Annotated in this window: 25 protein-coding genes and 1 other RNA gene; 17 read left to right on the forward strand and 9 right to left on the reverse strand. The window is 70.1% G+C overall.

Annotated elements, in window-relative coordinates:
• Window positions 1–321, forward strand: a 321-nt coding sequence (locus GA0070564_RS27310; RefSeq protein ID WP_141714773.1) for a transposase, incomplete at its 5' end; no start/stop codon positions are given.
• A 47-nt stretch (window positions 322–368) separates the two neighbouring features.
• Here the strand turns inward: GA0070564_RS27310 and GA0070564_RS27315 are convergent.
• Window positions 369–1,037, reverse strand: a complete 669-nt coding sequence (locus GA0070564_RS27315) for a bifunctional DNA primase/polymerase (RefSeq protein ID WP_091615546.1) — start codon at window positions 1,035–1,037, stop codon at window positions 369–371.
• Window positions 1,038–1,254: 217 nt separating this feature from the next.
• Between GA0070564_RS27315 and GA0070564_RS27320 the strand changes: the two genes are divergently transcribed.
• From GA0070564_RS27320 to mctP, 7 genes are all read left to right on the forward strand, one after another.
• The gene (locus GA0070564_RS27320) at window positions 1,255–2,487 is read left to right on the forward strand and encodes a helix-turn-helix domain-containing protein (protein WP_091615550.1); all 1,233 of its coding nucleotides are present in this window, start codon (window positions 1,255–1,257) and stop codon (window positions 2,485–2,487) included.
• Window positions 2,484–3,083 (forward strand): flavoprotein, encoded by a 600-nt coding sequence (locus GA0070564_RS27325; RefSeq protein WP_091615553.1) that lies wholly within the window; start codon window positions 2,484–2,486, stop codon window positions 3,081–3,083. Before GA0070564_RS27320 ends, GA0070564_RS27325 begins: the two co-directional genes overlap by 4 nt.
• Window positions 3,084–3,120: 37 nt before the next feature.
• Window positions 3,121–3,987, forward strand: coding sequence for a Nif3-like dinuclear metal center hexameric protein (locus tag GA0070564_RS27330; protein ID WP_091615557.1), 867 nt, complete (start codon window positions 3,121–3,123; stop codon window positions 3,985–3,987).
• Window positions 3,984–4,721, forward strand: a complete 738-nt coding sequence (locus GA0070564_RS27335; RefSeq protein WP_091615560.1) for a zinc ribbon domain-containing protein — start codon at window positions 3,984–3,986, stop codon at window positions 4,719–4,721. The genes GA0070564_RS27330 and GA0070564_RS27335 overlap by 4 nt, the downstream gene beginning before the upstream one ends.
• 4 nt (window positions 4,722–4,725) lie before the next feature.
• Complete coding sequence (locus GA0070564_RS27340) at window positions 4,726–5,841, forward strand: bifunctional RNase H/acid phosphatase (protein ID WP_091615564.1); 1,116 nt, start codon at window positions 4,726–4,728, stop codon at window positions 5,839–5,841.
• Between the two features lie 156 nt (window positions 5,842–5,997).
• Window positions 5,998–6,252, forward strand: a complete 255-nt coding sequence (locus tag GA0070564_RS27345; RefSeq protein WP_091615570.1) for a DUF3311 domain-containing protein — start codon at window positions 5,998–6,000, stop codon at window positions 6,250–6,252.
• Window positions 6,252–7,907 carry a monocarboxylate uptake permease MctP gene (gene mctP / locus GA0070564_RS27350; RefSeq protein ID WP_091615573.1) on the forward strand — a complete coding sequence of 552 codons (1,656 nt, stop codon included), beginning with the start codon at window positions 6,252–6,254 and terminating at the stop codon, window positions 7,905–7,907. Before GA0070564_RS27345 ends, mctP begins: the two co-directional genes overlap by 1 nt.
• Window positions 7,908–7,953: 46 nt before the next feature.
• Here the strand turns inward: mctP and GA0070564_RS27355 are convergent, their stop codons facing one another.
• From GA0070564_RS27355 to GA0070564_RS27365, 4 genes are all read right to left on the reverse strand, one after another.
• Window positions 7,954–8,613, reverse strand: a complete 660-nt coding sequence (locus tag GA0070564_RS27355) for a response regulator (RefSeq protein WP_091615579.1) — start codon at window positions 8,611–8,613, stop codon at window positions 7,954–7,956.
• A complete protein-coding gene (locus GA0070564_RS27360; protein ID WP_141714879.1) occupies window positions 8,610–9,755 on the reverse strand; it encodes a sensor histidine kinase in 1,146 nt (381 codons plus the stop codon). The genes GA0070564_RS27355 and GA0070564_RS27360 overlap by 4 nt, the downstream gene beginning before the upstream one ends.
• 14 nt (window positions 9,756–9,769) lie before the next feature.
• Window positions 9,770–10,285, reverse strand: a complete 516-nt coding sequence (locus tag GA0070564_RS29090; protein ID WP_141714880.1) for a DUF1453 domain-containing protein — start codon at window positions 10,283–10,285, stop codon at window positions 9,770–9,772.
• Between the two features lie 129 nt (window positions 10,286–10,414).
• The gene (locus GA0070564_RS27365; RefSeq protein WP_091615586.1) at window positions 10,415–10,894 is read right to left on the reverse strand and encodes a MarR family winged helix-turn-helix transcriptional regulator; all 480 of its coding nucleotides are present in this window, start codon (window positions 10,892–10,894) and stop codon (window positions 10,415–10,417) included.
• 58 nt (window positions 10,895–10,952) lie between these two features.
• Here GA0070564_RS27365 and GA0070564_RS27370 point away from each other — a divergent pair, with 58 nt between their 5' ends.
• Window positions 10,953–12,176, forward strand: a complete 1,224-nt coding sequence (locus tag GA0070564_RS27370; RefSeq protein WP_091615590.1) for an MFS transporter — start codon at window positions 10,953–10,955, stop codon at window positions 12,174–12,176.
• Here the strand turns inward: GA0070564_RS27370 and GA0070564_RS27375 are convergent.
• Together GA0070564_RS27375 and GA0070564_RS27380 are read right to left on the reverse strand one after the other, a co-directional pair.
• Entirely contained in the window at window positions 12,170–12,934 is a 765-nt protein-coding gene (locus GA0070564_RS27375; protein ID WP_091615593.1) for a sulfite exporter TauE/SafE family protein, read from the reverse strand. The two genes, GA0070564_RS27370 and GA0070564_RS27375, sit on opposite strands and share 7 nt — an antisense overlap.
• Before the next feature lie 58 nt (window positions 12,935–12,992).
• Complete coding sequence (locus GA0070564_RS27380; RefSeq protein ID WP_091615597.1) at window positions 12,993–14,534, reverse strand: FAD-binding oxidoreductase; 1,542 nt, start codon at window positions 14,532–14,534, stop codon at window positions 12,993–12,995.
• Window positions 14,535–14,804: 270 nt separating this feature from the next.
• On the opposite strand from GA0070564_RS27380, the gene GA0070564_RS27385 reads away from it, so the two are divergent.
• The 6 genes from GA0070564_RS27385 to GA0070564_RS27405 all read left to right on the forward strand — a co-directional run bounded on the left by GA0070564_RS27385 (window position 14,805) and on the right by GA0070564_RS27405 (window position 21,084).
• Window positions 14,805–15,317, forward strand: coding sequence for a SigE family RNA polymerase sigma factor (locus GA0070564_RS27385; RefSeq protein WP_091615600.1), 513 nt, complete (start codon window positions 14,805–14,807; stop codon window positions 15,315–15,317).
• Window positions 15,314–16,711 carry a hypothetical protein gene (locus GA0070564_RS27390; protein WP_141714881.1) on the forward strand — a complete coding sequence of 466 codons (1,398 nt, stop codon included), beginning with the start codon at window positions 15,314–15,316 and terminating at the stop codon, window positions 16,709–16,711. Before GA0070564_RS27385 ends, GA0070564_RS27390 begins: the two co-directional genes overlap by 4 nt.
• An 89-nt stretch (window positions 16,712–16,800) precedes the next feature.
• An RNA gene (rnpB, locus tag GA0070564_RS27395) (RNase P RNA component class A) lies at window positions 16,801–17,215 on the forward strand.
• 850 nt (window positions 17,216–18,065) lie between these two features.
• Complete coding sequence (locus GA0070564_RS29095; RefSeq protein WP_141714882.1) at window positions 18,066–18,710, forward strand: hypothetical protein; 645 nt, start codon at window positions 18,066–18,068, stop codon at window positions 18,708–18,710.
• 11 nt (window positions 18,711–18,721) lie between these two features.
• Window positions 18,722–19,684, forward strand: coding sequence for an McrB family protein (locus GA0070564_RS27400; protein WP_091615609.1), 963 nt, complete (start codon window positions 18,722–18,724; stop codon window positions 19,682–19,684).
• 26 nt (window positions 19,685–19,710) lie between these two features.
• The gene (locus tag GA0070564_RS27405; RefSeq protein WP_176730870.1) at window positions 19,711–21,084 is read left to right on the forward strand and encodes a 5-methylcytosine restriction system specificity protein McrC; all 1,374 of its coding nucleotides are present in this window, start codon (window positions 19,711–19,713) and stop codon (window positions 21,082–21,084) included.
• Here GA0070564_RS27405 and GA0070564_RS27410 read toward each other — a convergent pair.
• Window positions 21,063–22,130, reverse strand: coding sequence for a DNA-methyltransferase (locus GA0070564_RS27410; RefSeq protein WP_218105012.1), 1,068 nt, complete (start codon window positions 22,128–22,130; stop codon window positions 21,063–21,065). The genes GA0070564_RS27405 and GA0070564_RS27410 overlap by 22 nt on opposite strands.
• A 344-nt stretch (window positions 22,131–22,474) precedes the next feature.
• Window positions 22,475–22,885, reverse strand: a complete 411-nt coding sequence (locus GA0070564_RS27415; protein ID WP_176730871.1) for a GntR family transcriptional regulator — start codon at window positions 22,883–22,885, stop codon at window positions 22,475–22,477.
• Between the two features lie 349 nt (window positions 22,886–23,234).
• Between GA0070564_RS27415 and GA0070564_RS30080 the strand changes: the two genes are divergently transcribed.
• Both GA0070564_RS30080 and GA0070564_RS27425 read left to right on the forward strand, forming a co-directional pair.
• Window positions 23,235–23,771 (forward strand): hypothetical protein, encoded by a 537-nt coding sequence (locus GA0070564_RS30080; RefSeq protein ID WP_245670306.1) that lies wholly within the window; start codon window positions 23,235–23,237, stop codon window positions 23,769–23,771.
• An 88-nt stretch (window positions 23,772–23,859) separates the two neighbouring features.
• On the forward strand, window positions 23,860–24,105 hold the full coding sequence (locus GA0070564_RS27425) for a precorrin-4 C11-methyltransferase (protein WP_091615626.1): 246 nt from the start codon (window positions 23,860–23,862) through the stop codon (window positions 24,103–24,105).
• Window positions 24,106–24,244: the final 139 nt, after the last annotated feature.

Genomic DNA, 24,244 nt, shown 5'->3' on the forward strand with positions numbered 1-24,244 from the left:
ACCACCGCCGGCGACAATCCCGACCGGCTACGTTCCGAAGCGGCCCTGGCCCACCTCTGCGGCGCCGCCCCGATCCCCGCCAGCAGCGGACGCATCGACCGGCACCGCCTCAACCGCGGCGGCGACCGAGCCGCGAACAACGCCCTGCACACGATCGTGCTCAGCCGGATGCGCTACGACCCCCGAACCCGCGCCTACGTTGAGAAACGCACCAAACAGGGCCTCGGCAAGAAAGAGATCATGCGGTGCCTCAAGCGATACGTCGTCCGCGAGGTCCACGCCGCCCTCCTCACCGACTTCACCGCCCTCAACACCCCTTGACATCCATAGGAGCATCGCGGCCCGTGCTCGGTGCCGGCCCGGGCTGCTCAGCGGCCCCGGCGGGGCAGCGGCAGCTGGGTGGGCAGCACCGGCACCAGCGGTACGCCCGCGGCGAGCAGCGCCTCGATCAGGGCGTTCTGCACCAGGTAGGAGTCGGGGAGCTGCCAGCGGGCCTGTTCGGGGGCGACCGCCCAGCGGACCATCCCCTCGGGCAGCCGGGTGGGTGGGGCGGGCACCCAGGAGCCGGGGCCGTGCCGGACCACCTGGAAGCAGTGGGCCAGCTCGGGCCGGAGCGGGTCACCGGGTCGGACCAGGAACATCCAGCGTCCGGTGGGGGTGACCAGCACCGGGCCGCGTACGCCCGGCCCGGCGGGGTGGGTGCGTACCGCGTCGAGTACCGGGCGGCCCAGGTGGGCGGGGACCTCCAGCACGTCGAACGCGCGCCCGGTGGGCAGCAGCACCCCGTGCGGACGGCTGCGCCACCAGGTGGCCACCCGCGCCGGGTCGGTGCTGGCGCCGTGTTCCCAGTCCTCCAGCGCCGGATGGCAGCCGACCGTCGGGCAGCCCGCCCGGCCGCAGACGAACCGGCTGCGGGCCAGGCAGGCGCCGGGGGTCACCTCCCAGCCGTGCATCGCGTAGCGCACCGCGATCCGGCGCAGCCGGACCCGTTCCAGTGGTGTCAGTTGGGCGACACGAGGACCGACATTCCCCCACATTGGTGTGATCTCCCTCCGCCCGATGACCGACAGCCGTCCGGGCACGCGTCGAACGCCGTCACTGCCGTAACCCGCGATCGTTGAGCTGACGAACGGCTGATGCAAGTTGCACGAAAACTACGAGGACGGCCCGTACGGCTGACGTACAGGCTGTGCGACCAGCGAAAACCTGAAGACGGACGGACATCGACCGGGCGGCGACGAGAGGGACGCGCAGATGGACGAGTTACCCATAGGTCGGCGGGTGGCCTACTGGCGTGGTCGCCGCAAGATGTCCCAGCAGGTCTTCGCCGACCGGCTCGGCAAGTCCAAGAGCTGGGTGGACAAGGTCGAGCGCGGGGTGCGCCGGCTGGACAAGTTCTCCGTCCTCTACGAGATCGCCGACATCCTCCAGGTCGACGTGCAGCTGCTCATGGGCAAGGACCCGGAGCGCCGCACCGACGCGTTGAACTGCATCGACCAGGTCGAGGTCCAGGAGATCCGCGCCGCCCTGGAGCGCTACGACTCGATGAGCGCGTACTTCGACGCGGCGCCGTACCCGCCGCCCCTGGCCGACCTGCGCAAGGCCGTCAACCACGCCTGGCTGACCTACCAGTACGGCCGCTACGGGATGCTCACCCGCGCCCTGCCCAAGCTGCTGCGCGACGCCCAGGCGGCCGACGCCGGCCACAGCGGTGCCGACCCGGCCCGGGAGGCCGCCCACCTGCTCGGGCAGGTCTACCAGATCGCCTCCTCGGTGCTGCGCAAGCTCGGCGAGTGCGAGCTGGCCTGGCTGGCCGCCGACCGGTCGATGGCGGTCGCCCAGCGTGCCGACGACCCGCTGCTGGCCGGGATCGCCACCACCCGGGTCTGCAACGCGATGGCGGCGATGGGCCGGTCCCGGCCGGCGCTGGAGCTCAACGTCACCATCGCCAACCGGCTCGCCCCCGGCGGCGGGAACGACCCCACCCCGGCCCGGCTCTCCGTCTACGGCATGCTGCTGCTGCAGGGCGCCATGGCCGCCGCCCGGCTGGGTGACTCGGCGACCGTGGACGATCTGCTCACCGGCGCCCAGGAGGCGGCGACGCTGCTCGGCGGCGACCACAACCACTACTGGACCTCGTTCGGCCCCACCAACCTGGAGCTGCACCGGGCCGCCGCCGCGGTGGAGCTGGGCGACGGCGGCCGGGCGGTGGAGATCCACCGGCAGCGGATCCAGGAGCCGGCCTTCAACGCGCTGCTGCCCGAGCGCCGGGCCCACCACCTGCTCGACATCGCCCGGGGCTTCGCCCAGGTCGGCGACGTGGCCAACGCCGGGGAGATGCTGCTGCGCGGCGACCGGCTCGCCCCTTCGGAGATCCGCTGCCGGCCGATCGCCCACGAAGTGATGTCGGACGTGCTGCGTCGCACACGTGGTGCGCCGCCTCCGCCGATAGCGGAGTTGGCTGAGCACATGGGAGTGGGAGTGTGAACGCCGGTGCCGGCCGGATCGGCGGCGCCGACAGCAGCGGGCGCCGCGAGGTGCTCTACGTCATCGCCTGCGGCTCGCCGCTGGCCCGGCACGTCGGGCGGCTGGTGGAGCTCGCCCAGACCGACGGCTGGGACGTCTGCGTCGTCACGACGCCGGACGGGGCGAAGTTCGTCGACCGGGCCGGGCTGGCCCGGCAGACCGGTCACCCGGTCCGGACGCACTACAAGCACCCGGGCGACCCGGACGTGCTGCCCCCGGCCGATGCCATGATCGTCTGCCCGGCGACGGTGAACACGGTCAACAAGTGGGCGGCCGGGATCACCGACACCCTCGCGCTGGGCCTGCTGATCGAGGGGCAGGGCAAGGGGCTGCCGGTGGTGGCGGTGCCGTTCACCAACGCGGCGATGGCCGCCCACCCGGCGTTCCGGGCCAGCCTCGCCCGGCTGGCGGAGTGGGGGACGACGGTGCTCTTCGGCGACCACTTCTTCCCGCTGCACCCGCCCGGCGCGGGGGAGCGGCACCTGCAGGCCTTTCCCTGGGACGCCGGGTTGGCGGCGTTGCGCGGCCGGCTCGCCTCGGTCGGCTCGGCCGCCTGAGCCGGTACGCCCCGCCGGGCCGGTAAGCTGACCGGCCGTGAGCCCAACTGCATCCCCGCCCACCGTCGCCGACGTGGTGGCCGAGCTGGAGCGGCGCTATCCGCCGGCCTGGGCGGAGGAGTGGGACCGGGTCGGCCTGGTGGTCGGCGACCCCTCGACCCCGGTACGCCGGGTGGCCTGCGTGGTCGACGTGGTGCCGGAGACGGTCGACGAGGCCCTCGCGGCCGGCGCGGACATGATCGTCGCGCACCACCCGCTGCTGCTGCGCGGCGTGTCGTCGGTGGCCGCGACGTCGTTCAAGGGGCGGATCGTCCACCGGCTGATCAAGGCGGACGTGGCGCTGCACGTCGCGCACACCAACGCCGACACGGCGAACCCGGGCGTCTCGGACGCCCTGGCGGCCCGGTTCGGGCTGACCGGGCTGCGTCCGCTGCACCCGGCGGCGCCGGGCAGCCCCGCCGCGGGGGACGGTCGGGGCATCGGCCGGATCGGCGAGCTGCCCACCCCGATGACCCTGGCCGAGCTGACCCGGCACGCCGCCGCCGTGCTGCCGGTCACGGCCTGGGGCGTCCGCGCCGCGGGCGACCCGGACCGCACGGTGCGTACGCTTGCCGTCAGCGGCGGATCCGGCGACGCCTTCCTGGCCGAGGCGACCGCCGCCGGCGTGGACGCGTTCCTCACCGCCGACCTGCGCCACCATCCCGCCGGTGAGCACCTCGCCGCCGGCGGCCCCGCTCTGCTGGACGCCGCACACTGGGCGACCGAACGACCCTGGCTGGACGACCTGGCCGCCCACCTGCGGGCCGCCCTGGGCGTCGAGACCATCGTGTCCGACCTGGACACCGACCCGTGGACCGTACACGCCGCCGCACCGACGGTGGCCGAGAAGGAGCCCCGACCGTGAAGGCTGACCCCAAGGTCCAGCGCCGCCTGCTGGATCTCCAGGCGATCGACACCACCCTGGCCCAGCTCGCCCACCGCCGGCGCTCGTTGCCCGAGAAGGCGGAGTTGGAGGGGCTGGCCCGGGAGCTCTCCGCGATGGAGGACGAGCGGGTCCGCGCCCAGGTGGCCGTGGACGACCTCGACCGGGACATCGCCCGGCTGGAGAAGGACATCGAGCAGGTCCGCGCCCGCAAGGACAAGGACCAGGCCCGGCTGACCGCCGGCAGCGGCCCGGCCCGCGAGCTGGAGGCGTTGCAGCACGAGATGGTCTCGCTCAACCGCCGACAGGGCGACCTGGAGGACGCCGAGCTGGAGCTGATGGAGCAGCGGGAGACCGCGCAGGGCGTCCTCGACGGGGTCGAGGGGCGCCTGGCCGAGACGCGGGACCGGCGCGCGGCGGCCGAGCAGCGCCGCGACGAGACCCTCGCCGAGATCGCCAAGGAGGAGGAGTTCAAGCGGTCCGCGCGCAAGCCGCTCGCCGCCGACCTCCCGGGCGACCTGGTCGCCCTCTACGACAAGATCCGCGAGGACACCGGCCTGGGCGCCGCCCTGTTCACCGGGGGCCGCTGCGGCGGCTGCCGGCTGGAGCTCTCCGGCGCCGACCTGGCCCGGATCCGCAAGGCGGCTCCGGACGACGTGGTCCGCTGCGAGGACTGCCGGCGGATCATGGTCCGCACCAACGAGTCGGGCCTGTAGAGCGGTGGCGGTGCGCGCGGTCGTGGTGGAGGCCGACGGCGGCTCCCGGGGCAACCCGGGGCCGGCCGGCTACGGCGCGGTGGTCCGCGACCCGGACTCCGGCGAGGTGCTGCTGGAACGCTCCGAGGCGATCGGCACGACCACCAACAACGTCGCCGAGTACCGCGGCCTGATCGCCGGCCTGGAGGCCGCCGCCGAGCTGGGCGCCGCCCGGGTCGAGGCCCGGATGGACTCCAAGCTGGTGGTCGAGCAGATGTCCGGCCGCTGGCAGATCAAGCACCCCGGGCTGCGTCCGCTCGCCGCCCGGGCCGCCGCCCTGGTGGACCGCTTCGACGCGGTGACCTTCAGCTGGATTCCCCGCGAGCGCAACCGGCATGCCGACGCCCTGGCGAACGCGGCGATGGACGCCGCCGCCGGTAAGCCGCCGAGGCAGGTGCCCGACGCCGGCACCGACCCGACGGCCGTCAAGCCGACTTGGGAGCCGCGGCCGAGCACCACGGCGACCCGGCTGATCCTGGTCCGGCACGGTGAGACCGAGTGGACCGCGCAGGGCCGCTACGCCGGCCGCGCCGACGTGCCGCTGTCGGACCGGGGCCGCGAGCAGGCCGCCGCGACCGCCGTCCGGGTGGCCGAGCTGGCCCCGGCCGTCGCGGCCGTGGTCAGCTCCCCGCTGTCCAGATGTACGGCCACCGCCGAGGCGATCGCCGGGGCGCTGGGCGGGCTGCCGGTGCGCCCCGAGGCCGACTGGGTGGAGTGCGACTTCGGCGACTGGGACGGGAAGACCTTCGCCGAGGTACGCGAGGGCTGGCCGGGGGAGCTGGACGCGTGGCTCGCCTCCACCCGGGTCGCCCCGCCCGGCGGGGAGCCGTTCACCGCCGTCGGCCAGCGGGTCGAGCGGGCGGTGACGGCGCTGCGCGAGGCGTACCCGGGGGAGACCGTGGTGGTGGTCTCGCACGTGTCGCCGATCAAGCTGGCGCTGCGCGACGCCCTGGCCGCGAGCGACGCCTTCCTGCACCGGCTCTTCCTGGACGCGGCCGGCGTCTCGATGCTCGACATGTGGCCCGACGGCGGGATCGCCGTCCGGTCGGTCAACGACACCGCCCACCTCCCGGCCCGCTGAGTCCGTCGCCGGCCGGTCCGCCGGCTGTCGCCGTTCGGCGCAGCCGGCGCGCCGTTCGGCGCAGCCTCGCCTCCGCGTTGAACGTGACCGCCGTCACGTGGTCGTAGCCTCCGGCCGTCACCTGGCGAGTTACGACATCTCCCGGAGGTGTGTCACATGGCAGCACCCGAGCCGGAGGCGCCCGAGGCGCCCACCGCGACACGGTCGCGGGCGAAGGACCACAGTCCCTGGAACTGGTTGCTCTTCGTCCCGATCGTGGTGCCGCTGATCCCGGCGTTCTTCAACGGCGACTCGCCGCGGCTGTTCGGCTTCCCGCGCTTCTACTGGCTCCAGCTGGCCTGGATCCTGCTCGGCGTGGCCACCACCACGCTGGTCTACCAGATGACGAAGAAGAAGCGGGGTGAGCGCTGATGTGGCGGGACCATCTCACCGAGATCATCGTCTTCTCGTTGCTGTTCCTGCTGGTCAGCGCGATGGGCTTCGTGGCCGCCCGGTGGCGGGCCCCGAAGGACATGGGACACCTGGACGAGTGGGGGCTGGGCGGGCGCAGCTTCGGCGGCTGGATCACCTGGTTCCTGGTCGGCGGTGACCTCTACACCGCGTACACCTTCGTGGCGGTGCCGGCGCTGATGTTCGGCGCGGGCGCGGCCGGGTTCTTCGCCGTGCCGTACACGATCGTCATCTACCCGCTGGTGTTCCTGGTGCTCTGCCGGCTCTGGTCGGTGTCGCACCGGCACGGCTTCGTCACCCCGGCCGACTTCGTCCGGCGTCGCTTCGACTCGCCGATCCTGGCGCTGCTGATCGCGATCACCGGCATCGTGGCGACCATGCCGTACATCGCGTTGCAGCTGGTCGGCATCGAGGCGGTGCTCAAGACGATGGGGGTGACCGGGGACAGCGCCGTGGCCCGGCACCTGCCGATCATCATCGCCTTCGCGATCCTGGCCGCCTACACCTACCAGTCGGGGCTGCGCGCGCCGGCGCTGATCGCCTTCGTCAAGGACGCGCTGATCTACATCGTGATCCTGGTGGCGGTGGTCTACCTGCCGTACAAGCTCGGCGGCTGGGGTTCGATCTTCGACGCGGCGGACGCGAAGTTCAAGGCGTCACCCGCGCCGAACGACGGCATCCTGCTCAACGGCAACAACCAGCTCCAGTACGTCACCCTGGCGCTCGGCTCGGCGCTGGCGCTCTTCCTCTACCCGCACAGCATCACCGGCGTGCTGGCCAGCCGGAACCGGGACGTGATCAAGCGCAACATGTCGGCGCTGCCGGCGTACAGCCTGCTGCTCGGGCTGATCGCGCTGCTCGGTTACATGGCCATCGCGGCAGGCGTGAAGCCGCTGCCCGGGGCCAAGGCGGGCAGCGTCGACAGCAACACGGTGGTGCCGGTCCTGTTCGACCAGCAGTTCCCCGACTGGTTCGCCGGCGTGGCGTACGCGGCCATCGGCATCGGCGCGCTGGTGCCGGCGGCGATCATGTCGATCGCGGCGGCGAACCTGTTCACCCGCAACATCTACAAGGAGTACCTGAAGCGGGACGCCACCCCCGCCCAGGAGGCGAACGTCTCGAAGATCACCTCGTTGGTGGTCAAGGTCGGCGCGGTGGCCTGCATCGTCTTCCTCGACCCGCAGTTCTCCATCGACCTCCAGCTGATCGGTGGCGTGATCATCCTCCAGACGCTGCCGGCGGTGGCGCTGGGCCTCTACACCCGCTGGTTCCACCGGGGGGCGCTGATCGCCGGCTGGGCGGCCGGCATGGGCCTGGGCATGTGGATGCTCTACCAGGTCGCGAACCCGACGACCGGCAAGAAGCACTTCGCCGGCTCGGCGTTCCCGCTCTCCGACTTCGGGTTCGACACCAAGAGGACGATCTACGTCGGCATCGTGGCCGTCCTGGTCAACCTGGCGGTGGCGGCGCTGCTGACCCTGGTGCTGCGGGCGGCGAAGGTCGCCGACGGGGCCGACGGCACCACGCCGGACGACTACTTCGCCGACGAGGGCGACCCCCGGGTCACCCCGGGCGCCGACCGCGACGCGGAATCCGCCCGGGAGCCCGTCGCCTGACCGTGCGGCCCCCGGTCGACCGCCGCGCGCGGGACACCGGGGGCCCTCAGTCGACCAGCCCGTGGTCGTAGGCGTACCGGACGGCCTGGGCCCGGTCCCGGACCCCGGTCTTGGCGAAGAGCCGGTTGACGTGTGACTTGACCGTCGCCTCGGTGACGTACAACCGGCCGGCGATCTGCCGGTTGGAGAGCCCGGTGGCGATCAGCCGCAGCACCTCCAACTCGCGTTCGGTCAGCCCGTGCGGCGCCGGCCGGGGTGGGGCGCCCGCCGGGTCGGTGGGGCCGGGGTCGGTCACCGCCGCCAGCAGTCGTTGCCGCACCACCGGGTCCAGCACCGACTGTCCGCCCGCGGCGGTCCGGATCGCCTGGGCGATCTGGGCCCGGCCGGCGTCCTTGGTCAGGTAGCCCAGCGCGCCGGCCCGGAGCGCCGCGAGGATGTGCTCGTCGTCGGCGAACGTGGTGAGCACCACCACCCGGGTCGCCGGGAAGTCGGCGTGCAGGCGGGCCGTGGTGGCGACCCCGTCGCCGCGTGGCATCCGCAGGTCCATCAGCACCACGTCCGGGTGGTGCTCGGCGACCAGGGCGAGCGTCTGCTCGCCGTCACCCGCCGCGCCGACCACGGTGACGTCGTCCAGCAGGTCGAGCAGGAGGACCAGCCCCTCCCGTACCGCCGCCTGATCGTCGGCCACCACCACTCGGATGCTCATCCGGGCATCGTCACATCGAGCCGCCATCCGGCGCCGTCCGGGCCCGCCGTCACCGTGCCGCCGGCGAGCTCGGCGCGTTCCCGTAGTCCGGTCAGGCCGTACCCCGGTGCCATTCCGGCGCCCGGTGGGGTCCGGCTCCCGTCCTGCGGCCCTGCGTCGGTGACGGTCAGCCGCACGTCGGTCGGGCGGTACGCCAACTCCACCTCCACCGGGCTGCCGGCGGCGTGCCGGCGGACGTTGGTCAGCCCCTCCTGCGCGCTGCGGTACAACGCCAGTCCGGTCTCGGCGGACAGCGGGCGGGGCTCACCGGTGACGGTGAGTCGCGCCGGCGCGGCCAGGTCCGTCCGGTAGCCGTCGGTCAGGGCGGTGATCAGCTCTGGCAGGGGCAGCGGGTCGCCGCGCAACGCGGTGACCGCCCGTCGGGTCTCGGCGAGCCCTTCGCGGGCCAGCCGGCCAGCCCGGTCGACCACCTCCGCGGCCGTTGCGGTCCGGCCCCGGTCCAGCAACGCCGCGGCCGTCTCCAGCTGCACCGACAGGGCCGACAGCGAGTGCGCCAGGACGTCGTGTATCTCCCGGGCCAGGCGGGCCCGTTCGGCCAGCGTGGCGGCGCGGGCGTGCTCCTCCTGGGCCCGGGCGGTCTCGACGGCCAGCAGCCGGGTCTGGGTCTCCTGCCGGTCACGCTGCCGACTGACGATGCCGAGCAGGAGCCCCACCAGCAGCGATGCGGCGCCGGAGAGGGCGCCGCCGGGGCCGTCGCCGGCCACCAGTGCGGCGACGGCCACCCCGGCGGCCAGCGGTGCGCTGAGCACGGCCGCCGACGACACCGGCAGGATCCGGCCGGCCACGTAGCAGGCCGCCGCCGGATAGATCACCGGCAGGCCGCGGCCGCCCGCCGCAAGCATGGCGATACCCGCGGCGCCGCAGGCGAGCGCCCCGACGACCCGGAGTCGGCGGCCGCCGGGGTGCAACGTCATCACCAGCCACGCGGCCCCACCCAGGACGAGGCCGACCGTGATCACCAGCCCCGGACCGGTGAGCCCCGGGTGGGGTCGGGCCTGGGCGATGCCCCAGGTCAGCAGGAGCAGCCCGACGACGGCGCGGGCGCGGCGCGCGCCGGTGGCCCGGTCGCTCATGGTCGGCATCGGGTCAGTCTGCGTCAGACCGGCCGGTTCGCGGGGACCAGTCGGGTGCGGCGACCGCGCCGCGGAGCCCACGGCAGGCCGCTGCGCAGGGCCCGCCGACCGACGACCGCCGACTCGGCGACTAGGCTGAGGCCGAACATCAGCGGCAGCGCGAGGTGCAGCACGGCGGGTTGCGCCCCGGCGCGGTGCGCGACGAGGGTGATGCCGGCGCGGGTCAGCAGCAGCCCCAGCCAGACCGCGACGGTGATCGGCCGGTACCGGTACCAGAGGTGACCGTCGCGGGAGTGGATCGCGACCGTGGCGCCCCGCCCGAGCCCGGTCAGCACGGCGATGCCGGCCTCCAGCGCCAGCACGGCCAGGTCCAGCCGGGACGCCGCCGCGAGCGCGCCGGTGAGGGACACGGCACCCCAGACCACCAGCGCCGCCGGCAGCACGACCAGCCGTCGGGCCGCCAGTGGTTCCCCGGCCAGCCGCCGGACCAGGACGTAGCCGATCAGCAGCAGGGCCACGCCCATCGTGGTGAGGTTCACCCGTCATCTCCCGTCACTCGGTTTCGCCGACGGGATTGACGGTATGCGGCGGTGGCCCTGGCCACCGCCGCCCCCGGGTGGGTCCCGGGTGGATCCCGGTCTCCACCCGGGGGTGGAGGCCGGGGTGGCTCAGCGGGGGCGGGGGCGGGATTCCAGCGCCTGGTTGAAGCGGTGCAGCAGCTCCGCCAGGGTGTCCCGGTCGTCGGTGGACCAGGCGGCGAGGATGTCGCCGTAGAGGCGGGTGCGGGCCGTCCGCACGGCGGCCATCCGTTGCAGGCCGGCGGGCGTGGGGGAGACGACGGTGCCGCGTCCGTCGGCCGGGTCGGGGGTACGGGCGATCAGTCCGTCCCGCTGCATCGCGGAGACCTGCCGGGTGACCGTCGAGCCGTCCAGGTTCAGCTTCGCGGCGAGCGCGGAGACGTTCTGCGGCCCGGCGACGTCGAGGTGCCGCAGGATCACGTACGCCGCCCGGTCCAGCACCCGGTGTTCGGCGCTGCCGCTGGCCCGCCGGGTGGCCTCGCCGAAGCGCATCAGCAGGGCCACCTCGGTCTCGATCCGGCCCAGGGTGATCTCGTCCGGAACCGGTCCGCTCGTGTGGTCGTCGGTCATAGCTGTATGATACAACGGAATTACCTGTACGATACAGCTATCTGTCTGGAGGCGCGGAGTGGATCGGCGATCCGAACCCAACCGCAGTGCCATCTACGCCACCACCCTGGTGGCCTTCCTCGCCATCGCCGGCATCGCCGTGGTGGACCCGATCCTGCCGGCCATCGGCGAGGCGATCGGGGTCACCGCCTGGCAGGTCGAGCTGCTCTTCACCGCGTACATCGCGGTGATGGCGCTCGGCATGATCCCGGCGACCCTGGCCAGCGGGCGCTTCGGCTTCAAGCCGGTGCTGATCACCGGCGTCTCGGTGGTCGGCGTGGCCGCCATCCTCGCGTCGTTCAGCAACGACATCGTGCAGCTCTCCGTGCTGCGCGGCGTGTGGGGGCTGGGCAACGCGATGTTCTTCGCCACCGCCATGGTGGTGCTGGTCAACCTCGCGATCGACCGGGAGTGGGTGGTCGGCCTCTTCGAGACCGCGCTCGGCCTCGGCTTCGCGGTCGGCCCGCTGATCGGCGGCCTGCTCGGGCACGTCAGCTGGCGGCTGCCGTTCTTCGTCTGCGGCGTGTTCATGGTGCTGGCGCTGGCCGTCGCCTCCCGCAAGCTGCGCGAGCCGACCAACCGGCAGGCGCCCGTACGCGTGGGCCAGATCTTCGCCACCTACCGCAGGCCGGCGTTCGTCGCCCTCTGCGTGGTCACCGCCGCCTACAACTTCGTCTTCTTCGTGGTGCTCGGCTACACCCCGCTCTTCCTGCACCTGGACGTGGTGCCGCTGGGGCTGGCCTTCACCGCGTGGGGCCTCGGCCTGGCCGCCGGCATCCTGGTGATCGGCCACCGCCTCGCCCACCGGATCGGCGCGGTGCAGACCGTCGGCGTGGCCATCGTCGGCCTGCTGATCTGCATGGTCGGATTCGCCACCTCGCACAGCACCGCCCGGTCGCTGGTGGTGCTGGTCATCGCCGGCCTCTTCATGGGCCTGGCCAACGCCAACCTCACCGACCTGGCCCTCGGGCTGGGCTCCAGCGACCGCCGGGTGGCAACCGGCGCGTTCAACCTGGTCCGTTGGGGCGCCGCCGCGCCGGCGCCGATCATCTCCGGCAAGCTCGCCGAGCACAGCCTCGCCCTGCCGTTCTGGGTCGGCTTCGGCGTCCTCGCCGTCGGGGTGCTGGCCTTCCTCGCCTTCGGGCACGTGATGGCCGCCGGCTACGGCGAGCGGGTGGTGTGGAACCGGGCCGCCCGGACCGCCGAGCACGCCCCCGAGGAGCCGGTCGGCGAGGCCTACTGACCCAGCGCCCGCCACAACAGGTAGAGCCCGATCACCGTGCCGAAGGCGACGATCAGCGTCCTCAACACCACCGGCGGCAGCCGCCGGACCAGCCGGGCGCCGACGTACCCGCCGACCAGGGTGGCCGGGGCGACCACCGCCACGGCCGCCCAGTTCACCGGGCCGAACAGGGCGAACACCACAAGCGTGGTCAGCCCCACCACGGCGGAGAGCAGGTTCTTGATCGCCGACACCCGGGCCAGGGTCGCGTCCAGCACCAGGGCCAGCCCGGCCACCAGCATCACCCCGAGCGCCGCACCGAAGTAGCCGCCGTACACGGTGCCGACCGCGACCATCGCCTGCACGGTGACCGTACGGCGGCGCGCGCTCAGCTCCGCCGGGTGCCCGACCAGCCGGCGCAGCGGATCCTGGAACGCCAGCACGGCGGTGGCCCCCAGCACCAGGAACGGCACCACCAGCTCGAAGGCCCGCGCCGGGGTGGCCAGCAGCAGCACGCAGCCGACCACCGTGCCGAGCACCGCCGTGGGCAGCAACCGCCACAGCCCTCGCCACTCGGGCAGATCCGCCCGGCTGCCCGCCACGCTGGCCACGTAGCCGGGGAAGACCGACACCGAGTTGCTGACGTTCGCCGGCACCGGCGGCAGCCCGATCGCGATCAGCGCCGGGAAGGTGATCAGCGAACCCCCGCCGGCCACCGCGTTCACCGTGCCCGCGGCGAGACCGGCGGCGACCAGCAGCGCGACCTGGGAGAGATCCATGGTGTCCCGAGGCTAGTGGACGCCGTCGTCCACGGCACGCCTCGGGGACCGGGATCGTTCAGCAGGTCGCCGGCGGGACGCTCTGCTCGTACTGGAAGACGTTGTGCGGGTCGTACTTCGCCTTGATCTTGCGCAGCCGGGCGAAGTTGTGCCCCCAGTAGGCCTTCTCCCACTCCGCCATGCCGATGTTGGGCACGTTGACGTAGGCGCCGTCGACGTACGGCCGCAGCGCCTGGCTGAACTCGGCGATCCAGGTCTGGGCGCGCGCGGTGAGGGCGTCACCGCTGTCCGGCTCGCCGCGGGTGCCCCAGCCGATGCCGGGCTCGCCGTAGAAGAGCGAGTCGCGGTGCGGGAACGCCGTGCCGCCGAAGGGTTCCCTGCGCTGCATCCCCGTGCCGAAGGCCTGGGTGAAGTAGTTGCTGTCCTCCGAGGGGGCGTCCGCCAGGAACGAGCCGATCACACTGATCGCCCGCCTCGGGAACGGCTCCTGGACGAACTGCGAGAAGAACTTCCAGTTCGCCGGCTCGTCCTCGGTGGGAATCTGGAATCCGGCGTAGACGTCACCCCAGCCGCCGATCTGCACAGTGACCTCCGGCCTGCCGATCGAGAGGAGCGGCTCCAGCAGGTGCCGCGCCTCCGCCTCCGACCCCTCCGCGAGCACCCCGAAGAACAGGATCTGCGACTTGTGGACCTCGACCTGGGTGCCGAGCCGGGGGTCCGCGAACGGCGCGAAGCGCTGCCAGGTGTCGAAGACCCGGTACAGGTCGCCCAGGCCCTCCCAGGTCGCCTGCACGTACGCGACCCGCTTGAGCGGAGCCACCTTGTAGGTCAGCGACGTGACGATCCCGAAGTTGCCGTTCCCCGCGCCGCGCAGCGCCCAGAGCAGGTCGGAGTGCTTCCACGGGTCCACCTGGAGCACCTCCGCCCCGTCGGCGCCCGACGCGACGACGATCTCCGCCCCGACCAGGTTGTCGCAGGCCATGCCGAGATAGCGGGTGAGGAAACCGAAGCCGCCGCCGAGCGTCGCGCCGGAGAGGCCGACGCTTCCCTCCGTTCCCGTCGTCGCCGCCAGGTCGTACTCGCCGAGCGTGGTCACCGCCTCCAGCTGGTTGAGCCCGGCGCCGACCCGCGCGATCCGGGCGGCCGGGTCGATGTGGGCACCCTTGAGCTCGCTGACGTCGATGACGATGCCGTTGTCGACGTTCGACCAGCCCTCGAGGCTGTGCCGGCCGCTGCGTACCCGCAGCGCGACATTGTTCTGCCGTGCCCAGGTCAGCGCGTTGACCACGTCCTGGGTCTCCTGGGCGAAGACGATGACCAGCGGGTAGTGGACGAAGAGCTCGTCCCAGCCGAGGCTCGCACTCGGGTAGCCGGGGTTCTGCGGACGGACGATGCGGCCGGTGAGTTTCGCCTTCGGGTGTCGCGCGCCGAGGGGTGCGCCCGAGCCGTCGACCGCCGAGTCGGGGCCGTCGACCCCGACCCCCGAGCCGTCGGCGGCGATCCCCGGCGTGCCCCCGGCCATGAGCCCCGGGGCGACGACCGCCCCGGCGCCGACGGCGGCCGACGCCTTCAGCAGGTTCCGGCGGGAAAGGTCGCGCATGATCCATCTCCTCACGATCGGTGGGGTCGGCAGCCGACCGGAGGCACTGGTGGCTCCGCCTGGCAGCGCAGTCACAACGTAATGCGAAGGAATTACCGGTATATCCGTGACTTTGCCTCACAACCCGGTCGAGTGACGCAGGTGAGGACATGCCCGGACGGTCGATCGTGAAGACGCAGCCATCGGAGTCAACCTTTGATGCCCGCCCCGTGTCGTTCCCGGTGAGACCCATGGAGGGGAGCGAGCAGATGAGCGGTGAAGGGGTGCCGAGTGGATGACCCGGACTTCCGCGAGTTCGTCGAGGTCCGCTACGGCGACCTGTTGCGGACCGCGTACCTGCTGACCGGCAGCCGGGACGCCGCGCAGGACCTGGTGCACGACGCCCTGCTCCGGGCGATGCGGCACTGGGCCAAGGTCGACGCGCCGATGGCGTACGTCCGGCGGGCGATGGTCAACGAACGCACCAACCGGTGGCGCCGGCTCGGCCTGCGGGAGCTGCTCCCGGGTGTGCTGCCCGACCGGCCACGCGCCGACGACACCGACGTGGTGGCCGAGCGGGACGAGCTGATGCTGGCGCTGGGGCGGCTACCCGCCCGGATGCGGGCCGTGCTGGTGCTGCGGTACTGGGAGGACCTCTCCGAGGCGGACGTCGCGGCGGCCATGGGGTGCTCGGTGGGAACGGTGAAGAGCCAGGCGGCGCGAGGGCTGGACCGGCTGAGGAACGTGTTGCGACCGGCCGACCGCCCAGCGGTGGCCGACCGACTGATCGGGGAGCAGGCATGAGCGTGGACGAACTGCGGGCCGGGCTGGCCCGCGCGGCGGCGACCGTGGTGCCGCCGGAGGACCCGTACGGCCGGCTGCTGCGGCACGCCCGACGGCGCCGGCTGGTCCGGCGCACCGGGATCGGCGCGGCCCTGGCCGGCGCCCTCGCCGCCGCCCTGGCGGTGCCCGCCACCGGCATCGGGTTCGGTGGTGGTGGTGGCGACGGACCGGTCGTCTCCGAGTGGGTGTGGCGGCTCATCGACGCGCCGACCCGCGGCAACCTGGCCGGTGACACCCGGCTGGTCCAGGAGCTGACCCGGGTCTTTGGCGACGCCCGAGCCGCGAACGGCGTCGGGAAGGAGTTGTCCGAGGTCAAGGTGCTCTTCGTCGACGAGACGGCGGGCATCCGGCAGGTGGTGGTGGTCTACCACTCCGACACCGAGGTGGTGTTGAGCTCCCGCCAGGCCCGGGCCGGGGCCGCACCGGCGGAGCTGCTGCGCGGCAACGGATCCACCACCACCCACATCCGCCCGTTCAACCGGGTCAACGGGGTCGGCCCGGCCGAGGAACAGGTGATGGTCGGTCTGGTCCCGGGCGGTTGCACCGTGTCCTGGGCGCCGACCGGTCAGCCGGCCGCCGACGGGAGCATCCGACGCACCTGGCGACCGTCGCCGACCCAGGGCTACCTGCTGCTGGCGGAGCCGCAGATCAACGGCTGGTACCGGGTCGAGTGCGACGGCACGGTCCGGGAGGAGGGCCCACTGGACAACACCGTCCAGATCGACGGCAGCCCTCCGCCCCCCACGACGCCCCCGACCGGCGGCGGCATCCCGGCCACCGAGGCCGCCGCGGCCAACACCTACCGGATCTTCGCCCGGGCCAGCGGGCTCGGCGGCGCACCGGTACGACGCTGGAGCGGCCGGCTCCCCGGCGGTGACGGGCTCACCGCCGCCGTGGTCACCGGCGGCCCGGCCGGAGCGCCCGCCCTCCTCCAGATCGGCCCGAACGGCGACACCATGCTGGCTTTGGCACCGCCGCAGGACGCCGTCCCCGACGACAGCGAGACCCTCGCCGCCGAGCGCGCCGGCTGGTCGCTGGCCAGCACCGCCGCCGGCGGACCGGCCGACCTCACCGTGGTCCGGATCCCGGTCCGGGCCGGTGGGCACGCCGAGCTCGGCGACCAGGTGCTGGTCGTACCCCCGGAGCGGACGGCCACGGTCGAGGCGTACCGGCCCGACGGCAGCCTGGTGGGCCGGCCGGTCACCGACGGCGCCACGGTGCTCACCCTGCCGGTCGGCGAACGGGCCATGATCCGCGCCCTCGCCGCCGACGGTACGGTCCTGGCCAGCACCGGGCTCCGCGAACCCGAGCACGGCCCGCGCCTCTTCGGCGAAGAGTTGATCTCGGCCTGGTGACCGGCGTCCCGGAGCGGCCCCGACGGGTCGCTCCGGGACCACCGGAAATGGCCGCGGTCGGTGCGCCGTTAGGATGGGGGCGCGACGGACGAGTCGACCGGGCGGTCGCGTCGACGGGCTCCGGCCCGTCGCCGAGGAACGTCCGGACTCCACAGGGCAGGGTGGTTGCTAACGGCAACCCGGGGTGACCCGCGGGACAGTGCCACAGAAAACAGACCGCCGGCCCGAAAGGGTCGGTAAGGGTGAAACGGTGGGGTAAGAGCCCACCAGCATCCCGGGTGACCGGGATGGCTCGGTAAACCCCACCCGGAGCAAGGCCAAGCAAGGGCCGTCACCGCAAGGCGACGGCCCGGCGCAGACGCTCGAGGGCTGCCCGCCCGATGTCTGCGGGTAGGCCGCATGAGCCTGTCGGCAACGGCAGGCCGAGATGGATGGCCGCCGCCGGCGTGCGCCCTTCGGGGTACGCGCCGGGCACAGAATCCGGCGTACAGGTCGACTCGTCCGTCGCCCACCAGCTCAGAGTCGTGATCAAGGCTCTGAGCTGGCTCTTTGTCTGGTGCTGTTGGTTGGCCTTGGTCATCGTTAGGTGGCGTTTGACGGCCTGGCCACGGCCTGAGACGGCCTGGAGACGGCCTGAGCGCTGGCTCAGCGAGCTTCGGATCCAGCCTGCACCCTGCCTTTGTCTTGAGTGCCTCTCGGCGGCGTGAGGGCTCTTGCCGCTGTGCCGCCGGCTGTCATGGAATGCCGGGCACGTCCTGGCGGTGGAGCTGGTGCCGCGACCGTGTGATCCGGCGGCAAGCCAGTCCCGGGGTTGGACTGGCGCGGCAGGCGGAAGCCCCGACCATCCGACCAGGGCGCCCCGCTGGCTTCCGTCACGGCCTCGCTGAGGCTGGTTCCTCTACCCGTGGGGGCGGTGTCCCGGCGGCTGTCGGTGGCTCACCGCCCCGGCGCCGTAGGCGGCCGGGGCGGCTTGCCGCCGGCCGGGCTTGCCGCCCCGCACCGCGCGGAGCGCGGTGCCTTGATCCAGAACAGAGCAAATCGGCAAAGGTTCTTGGATCACATTCTTGGATACGTGCCTGTACACCCGGTTCCAGTCGACGTCACGTTGACGGTCGCTGCGCCGCACCGCCAGCTCGGAAGGTCCCCGTTGTCGCCTCAGGAAACGGCCTGACACAGTGCGAGGACCTGCACAACCGAGGGGACCGGGTGCGGCAGCGAGGCGGATCGCACCCACTGGCTATCGTCTCTTCGCCTATCGGTCGGGCACGAGGCGGTCACGTCGACCGGCTCACGGCGCCCGAGTACAACCTATGCGGGTCTGGGGATACTGTAGAGGCGTCGCTAGGCTCATCGGGTGCCTGACAGCGAATACACGCCGACGCACGTCCTGACAGCCGAGGCCGTGCGCTGGGGGATTGAAACCCTCGCGTTCCAGCGGCTGCATCCGACGTTCGTGATGTATCTCTACCTGCGCAAACAGCAGCGAGCAGGGAAGTTGGGCGAGGCATCTGCATCGTCAGACGAGCTGCTAGCCCTGATCCGGATGCCTGGTAACCCAACGAAGCCGTACTACTTTCCACTGATCGACCGCGGGAAGCGAAAGCCAGGGGAACTGCTGCCCAGCTTTTGGCGCGCGGAGAACATTCCTGGGAGTTGGTCGCCAGGCTCCATCTTCCGCCTTAAGGGCGGCGGATGGATGGGCCTCTCCAACGGCGGATATACCCTTCCTCAGGACCACATCGACCGAGCGTTGCGCGAATTGCTATACGAAACGCCGGTCTCGGCGCTCGCGCTAGGAGCGTACTTTCTACGCAATGACGGCTTTATTATTTCAGGCGTGCCGGCTCCTACCGATCTGATCGCGGGGTTCAGATTGAAGTTCGATTACCCAGATGATGCAGAGGACGAGTTCGCTACCCTCTTTAAGGCTAATGTTCCAACCGGCGTTGATTTCGAATGGTTCGAACAACCAAATTCCTCTGTCATCCAGAATTCCTGATTGAGGACCCAATGCTTGAGAAAATCGTGCCCAGCGTCCGGACTTTAGCTGCCGACGACTTGGGGATCGGCTCGATGGCGAAGGCAGAGATCAGTCATTCCTCCTCCGCTCCGGACGCGCCAGAGATCACTGGCGATAACCCCCGTGTGCAGGAAATTGCTCGCCTTGCCGGTGTATACGGCGGCGTGATCCTCACTGGTCCGCCGGGAACCTCGAAATCGTTCTTCGCGCACGCCGCAGCAGAGGTGATTGCAGGTGGCGCAAAGAAACGGTGTGCATTCGTTCAGTTCCATGCCAGTTATCAATATGAAGATTTTATGCTCGGGCTGTCTCCCGAGGAAGGCGGGTTTGGCTTCAAAAAGGGCCCATTTCTCCGCCTGGTGCACGCAGCAACTAAAGACCGAGGCAACACCTACGTACTTGTTATCGATGAGTTGTCCCGCGCCGACGTCGGGAGGGTGTTCGGTGAAGCGCTGACATACGTCGAACGTAGTAAGCGCGAATTGCCATTCACTATAGCTAATGGTGAAGAGATTAGGGTGCCATCTAATCTAATCATCCTCGCGACGATGAATCCCTTCGATCGAGGAGTAGATGAAGTCGACGCTGCCTTCGAGCGCCGCTTCGCCAAAATCTCGATGGATCCGGACAAAGATGTTCTGGTGGAGATGCTCGATGGCAACGGGATGGAGGAAGAGCTCAAGGCGGGCGTGATCCGCTGGTTTGGGCGAATCAACGGACACGCCCGCAAAAACCCTGCCGCCGCCGTAGGTCACGCCTATTTCTCTACTGCGACGGACGAGGCATCCCTTTGGGACATCTGGGAGTACCAACTGAAGTACCTCGTGCAGCGAGCTTTCCGCCGCGACGAAAACACCCGGGCCGATCTGGAGACGGCATGGACGCACATCTTTCCTACGCCGGAGCCGCTGTCGGCCTCGGCTGGCCAGTCGTCACCTGAGCCGCCGAAGTGACAGAGGCAGCCGCGGACCTAGTAATTGTGGAGTGTGCCGAGCATGAGAGCGTCGAGATTGACACGGCGCTCTGGTTGAATAGCGACCACCACCTGGTCCTGAACTCGGAAATCGACGGACGGGATATTCTTCGCGCAAACTTCCGCAAGGGTGCGCTTCGGCTCCAGGCCACTTCGTATGTCGGTGTCATCCCTCTAAATGATCGCGTCATTGTCCGAGTCAAACCTCGCGTCCCGATCGCCAACTTGACGCGCATGGTGATCGAGACTGGGCATGACGTATTGGCTCTATCCACCTTCCGGGAGTACTCCAGTCGCGGCACTGCTGACGACTGGGCGATGGACATCTTCGCCGACGCACTGCTCGACTACCTGGATGAGCTACTCGATGCGGGCATGATGCGCTCATATGAGCGCTGCGAAGATGAAGGCCATTTCCCGCATGGCCGTATTGACTTTACTCAGACAATGCAACGCTTCGCCGCGCGTGGGGTGCCGAACAAGGCCGCCTACTCCTGGTTCGAGCGCACCGTCGACATTCCGGCCAACCGCTGCATCAAGGCGGCGATGGAAGTAGTGCACGCCTATCTGACTAAGTCAAAGGCGAAGCCGCGGAGGGGTGATCGCGCAAAGATCGCCCGGCTGGCAGGACAGCTACTTGCCTTTGAGGAAGTAGGCGAAGACACTGGCTACCGATTCCTCGATGACCCAGTGGTGCTCGGTCTGACGCCGCTTCCCGATCCACGCGCCTACTACCGATCCGCGCTAGACCTGTCGGTCGTGATTCTGCGTGGCGCCGGTATTTCGCTTGATCTTGGTGGCACCGGCGTGCGTCTAAGCTCGCTCCTCATTGACACGAATAAGCTGTTCGAGAACTTTGTTCGTATCAGCTTGGCGAAGCATGCAGCAAGACAGAATTGGCCGGTGGAGGTCCTCGACGGTAACGCCGAAGGTCGGGTCGACCTATATGATGTGCCAGACCCTCTGCCATCGCCCCTCGGAACGCCCCTTAAAGCGCTCGCTAGCCTTGATCCGGGAAAGGCGCAGCCTGATATTGTTGTGCGGGGACTCGATCGCAATTTCCGGCTCATCGCCGAGGTTAAAAACACTGTTCACGGCAAGAACTCAAAAGCGGAAGACGTCCTGCCCGATCGAGATGAGGTCGAGCAGGCAGTAACCTATGCTTTGCGCTATGGCCTCAACTTCGCCCTGTTAATCCATCCCTGGATCAAGGGTAAGAAGGGGCTCGTTTACGTCGGCCGAGTGCGCTCTGTCGACGTATATGACTACAGGCTTGATCTGTCTAAGGATGAGGGCACTGATGAGGCACTGGCCGACATGGCGTTGACTGTGGCCGGCCTTGCAGGGCTGCCCGCCGGTCAGCCGCCGATTTCGGCCTGATTCATTAGGGGCACTAGATCGACGCCGACCGCGTCACGGCCTTCCGCATTCGCTGTCTTTAGAGTTGTCCCAGTGCCAGCGAAGGGGTCAAGAACTACGCCGCGTGCGGGTGTGCCATGTCCGCAGTCAGTCCAGCCTACCGTGCGCTTCTTGGCGAAGGTGAACTCGCGGAAGTAGCCACCGAGCACCGCCTTTGCCTCCATCGCGAGCCTCTGCACTTCGAGACTGTTGCGCCCGGTGCCGCTCTGAAACTTAGTGGCTTTGCCGACATCTGAAACGCCGAAAGCCTGGATCGCACGGATGTGATCTGGCGTCAAGTTGTATTCCTTAGCCAGTTCCATCGCCCGCTTCGCCTGCGGGCGCGTCGGATCCAAATCGGCTGTACGCTCGATCACTCGGCGGCGTGGGACATTGCATGTCGCACAGACCTGCGGCGGCGCGGCCAGCATGATTGCACGGCGCACTATCTCACGCGGGAACGGGGCAAGGTGCTCGCCCATGTTGCGCTCAGGGTTGATCAACCAAACGTCACCCGGGTTGGCGCCATTGCCGACTGACTCCGAGTACCCGACAAGGTCATAGTAATAGTCCGGGCGCGGAGTCAAGTGGATGATGTACTCGTGGCGGTTGGCGAGCCGGTTCTTCACTGGATCTGGCATGCCAGATTCCTTGGCCCAGATAATCCTATTGCGAACTAGCCAACCGCCGCTATTTATTGCGTCCCACTCGATGCGGCCGGGGATGCCAAGCAGCGACTTTTTGAAATATGTGTCACCGACGTTCAGGAAGAGCGAGCCGTGTGGTCGTAGTACACGTTTCCACTCCTCAAGGCATTCCAGCATTGCATGGACATACGCCTCTGGAGTCGCCTCTTGCCCGATCTGGTCCGCGTGCCCGTAGTCCCTTTTGTTCCAATACGGGGGAGATGTGACAATTAGGTCGACTGAGTTTTTTGGGAGCCCGGTCTTGCGGGCGTCGCCGGGTGTGAAGGTGAGCTGAGGGTCGAGTAGGTCACACTCCCAGTCTTCAAGCTGGGTTACGGACACTGCGCCAAGGTTCGGTCGGGCTGCAACGGGCTCCGCATCGGTCTCCGGGGCATGCATGGGAGACGTCCTGGAGTGGCGGTTCACGGGCTTCCCTTTCCTACTACTTTGGCTCGATCGATGCGCAGGCTGGAGGCAGGGCTGCCATCTTGCCGGACGCACCTCGAAAGATCATATCCAGCCGATCGAACCAGCCCTCGAAGCATGTATAGCCGGTAGAGCGGTGGTCGTCGAGGACCGTCCCGGCGAGTTGCCCAGGCACGGTGGAGCTCCGGTCCGGTCCGCTGGGCGGCGCGACGACCTGCGTAGCGGGCCGCTTGGAAGGGGTAGCAGCTGTGCTCCGACGGCTACGAGTCGTTGGGGCCTGGCCGATAGGTTCTGATGACCTTGTCGACCTGCTCTCCCCGCCGGACGACGGTGACCCGTTCAACCAGCGTCGTTCCAACCTCGACTTCGAACAGGGCTGCGAGGTGTGCATCGGCAGGAATCTTCCGCTGCCTGGTCTCCGGCTGGTCGGCATGGTTGTGGGCGTGAGACGCCGCGTAAGTGCCCCTGCCGTGTTCGGTGACGGCTAGACCTTCCTCCCTCAGAGCAGCTATTGCCTTCCGAACCGTGCCGCGGGCTGCGCGGAACTCGGATATGAGGACGCTTTCTGCTGGCAAGAGGGTGCCGGGCGGGATAGCGCCGCTCTCGATTCGCTCTCGCAGCTCGTCGGCGATAACTCTGTAACGGGGCTGTCCGTAGTGCGGGGTGGGCACCTGCTCACCGTACCTGGCACTTGTCTTACCAAGTGCCAACCAAGCGACACGTTTCGACGTATAGACAACACGTCCACTTGTAGGTACGTTTCCCTGTGTGCGGCCAGGGTGACGGCTCGCGTCAGGGGTGGTGCCGCGCCAGCCCTGGTCGCACCTGATGCGCGGCGTCCTGTCGGACCGGTTGCGGTAGCCGCGCGTACAAGTTGGCTCGGCGATACCCGACCCGTCTGTGTCGGACGGTGCGCCGTGCCTTCATCCGGGCCGGTGGCCGGCTGCATTCCCCCGTGGCTGGCCACCGGTCCTCGCCTACCTGTGGAGGTGCGATGTCCGGCTCTCATCGTCGGCGCCGTTGGTTCTCATCCTGGTGGTCCCGGAGACGTCCGCCGGCTGTGCCCACCGGCAGCAACGTCTTGCCGAGTCGACGCACGCCGACCAATGCCGGGCCGACGTACTGGTGGGGTGTGGGGCCGACGCGGGAGTTGCCCATGCTGCGGTACGCGCCGTTGATGACGCTGGCGCAGTCCTACCGGGGCAATGGTGGGCGGTGGCAGCGGTGAGGCGGACGAACAAGTCGGCCGAGATCACGAGCCACCCGGACTGGTGTGCGCCGGATCGCTGCGGCCACCTGGTGCCGCCGGTGATGGCGCACATGGCCCGGCGTCACCGGGGCCCGATGTACCGGCTTGGTGACATCCGGTCGGGCGGAGCAGTCGTCACCTACCTCATCGGTGCTGACGCCCTGGCGCCGTTGGTCGCAGTGCACGCGACGTGCCGGGCGGGGAACGCCTGGGCGGAGTTGCCGCTGTCCCAGGTGGCCCAACTGGTCGACCATCTGCGGGGCCTGTTGAAGCAGGCCGGCGGCGACCTGGGAGCCGACGATGAGTGAGGGCCGGCCCATGACCGGGAGCGCCCCGCTGTCGGTCCCGTCGGCCGCATGCCCGGGGTGGTGCCGGGGCTGCGGACCGAACGACCCGATGCACCGCGGCTTCATCGCCACGATCGGCCGGGAGCGGACCGGCTGGGTCAGCCTTCAGCTTCTCATCGACCGGTTCGCGCGTCGGGACCTGGCCGTCAAACTCGACGCGACCCGCTACGGCGCGACGCAAACCGTGCTTCTCTCGGCGGCGCAGCTCGACCGGCTGATTGACGAGCTGACGCGCGCCCGTGAGGTGATGCGGGCACCGGTCAGTCAGGGCCGTTGGACGGGGGAGGGGCGATGAACCCCGGCAGCCGTCGGCGCGTGGCCGTTCCCCGTACTCCTGGCCCACGTCGTGGGCAGCCACCGCGAGCAGCGATAACGGTTCCGCCGGTTCCTGAGCGGCCCGCCGGCGGGACCACCTGGCAGACGTTGGAACGTCT

It is taken from the genome of Micromonospora mirobrigensis, from assembly GCF_900091555.1.
Taxonomy (GTDB): Bacteria; Actinomycetota; Actinomycetes; order Mycobacteriales; family Micromonosporaceae; genus Micromonospora; species Micromonospora mirobrigensis.

Bases quoted from the DNA above. Each gene is read 5' to 3' on its own strand.
- GA0070564_RS27315 (WP_091615546.1), bottom strand. From the start codon at position 1,037: ATGTGGGGGAATGTCGGTCCTCGTGTCGCCCAACTGACACCACTGGAA.
- GA0070564_RS27320 (WP_091615550.1), top strand. From the start codon at position 1,255: ATGGACGAGTTACCCATAGGTCGGCGGGTGGCCTACTGGCGTGGTCGC.
- GA0070564_RS27345 (WP_091615570.1), top strand. From the start codon at position 5,998: ATGGCAGCACCCGAGCCGGAGGCGCCCGAGGCGCCCACCGCGACACGG.
- mctP (WP_091615573.1), top strand. From the start codon at position 6,252: ATGTGGCGGGACCATCTCACCGAGATCATCGTCTTCTCGTTGCTGTTC.
- GA0070564_RS27355 (WP_091615579.1), bottom strand. From the start codon at position 8,613: ATGAGCATCCGAGTGGTGGTGGCCGACGATCAGGCGGCGGTACGGGAG.
- GA0070564_RS27360 (WP_141714879.1), bottom strand. From the start codon at position 9,755: ATGCCGACCATGAGCGACCGGGCCACCGGCGCGCGCCGCGCCCGCGCC.
- GA0070564_RS27365 (WP_091615586.1), bottom strand. From the start codon at position 10,894: ATGACCGACGACCACACGAGCGGACCGGTTCCGGACGAGATCACCCTG.
- GA0070564_RS27375 (WP_091615593.1), bottom strand. From the start codon at position 12,934: ATGGATCTCTCCCAGGTCGCGCTGCTGGTCGCCGCCGGTCTCGCCGCG.
- GA0070564_RS27380 (WP_091615597.1), bottom strand. From the start codon at position 14,534: ATGCGCGACCTTTCCCGCCGGAACCTGCTGAAGGCGTCGGCCGCCGTC.
- GA0070564_RS27390 (WP_141714881.1), top strand. From the start codon at position 15,314: ATGAGCGTGGACGAACTGCGGGCCGGGCTGGCCCGCGCGGCGGCGACC.
- GA0070564_RS27400 (WP_091615609.1), top strand. From the start codon at position 18,722: ATGCTTGAGAAAATCGTGCCCAGCGTCCGGACTTTAGCTGCCGACGAC.
- GA0070564_RS27425 (WP_091615626.1), top strand. From the start codon at position 23,860: ATGCACCGCGGCTTCATCGCCACGATCGGCCGGGAGCGGACCGGCTGG.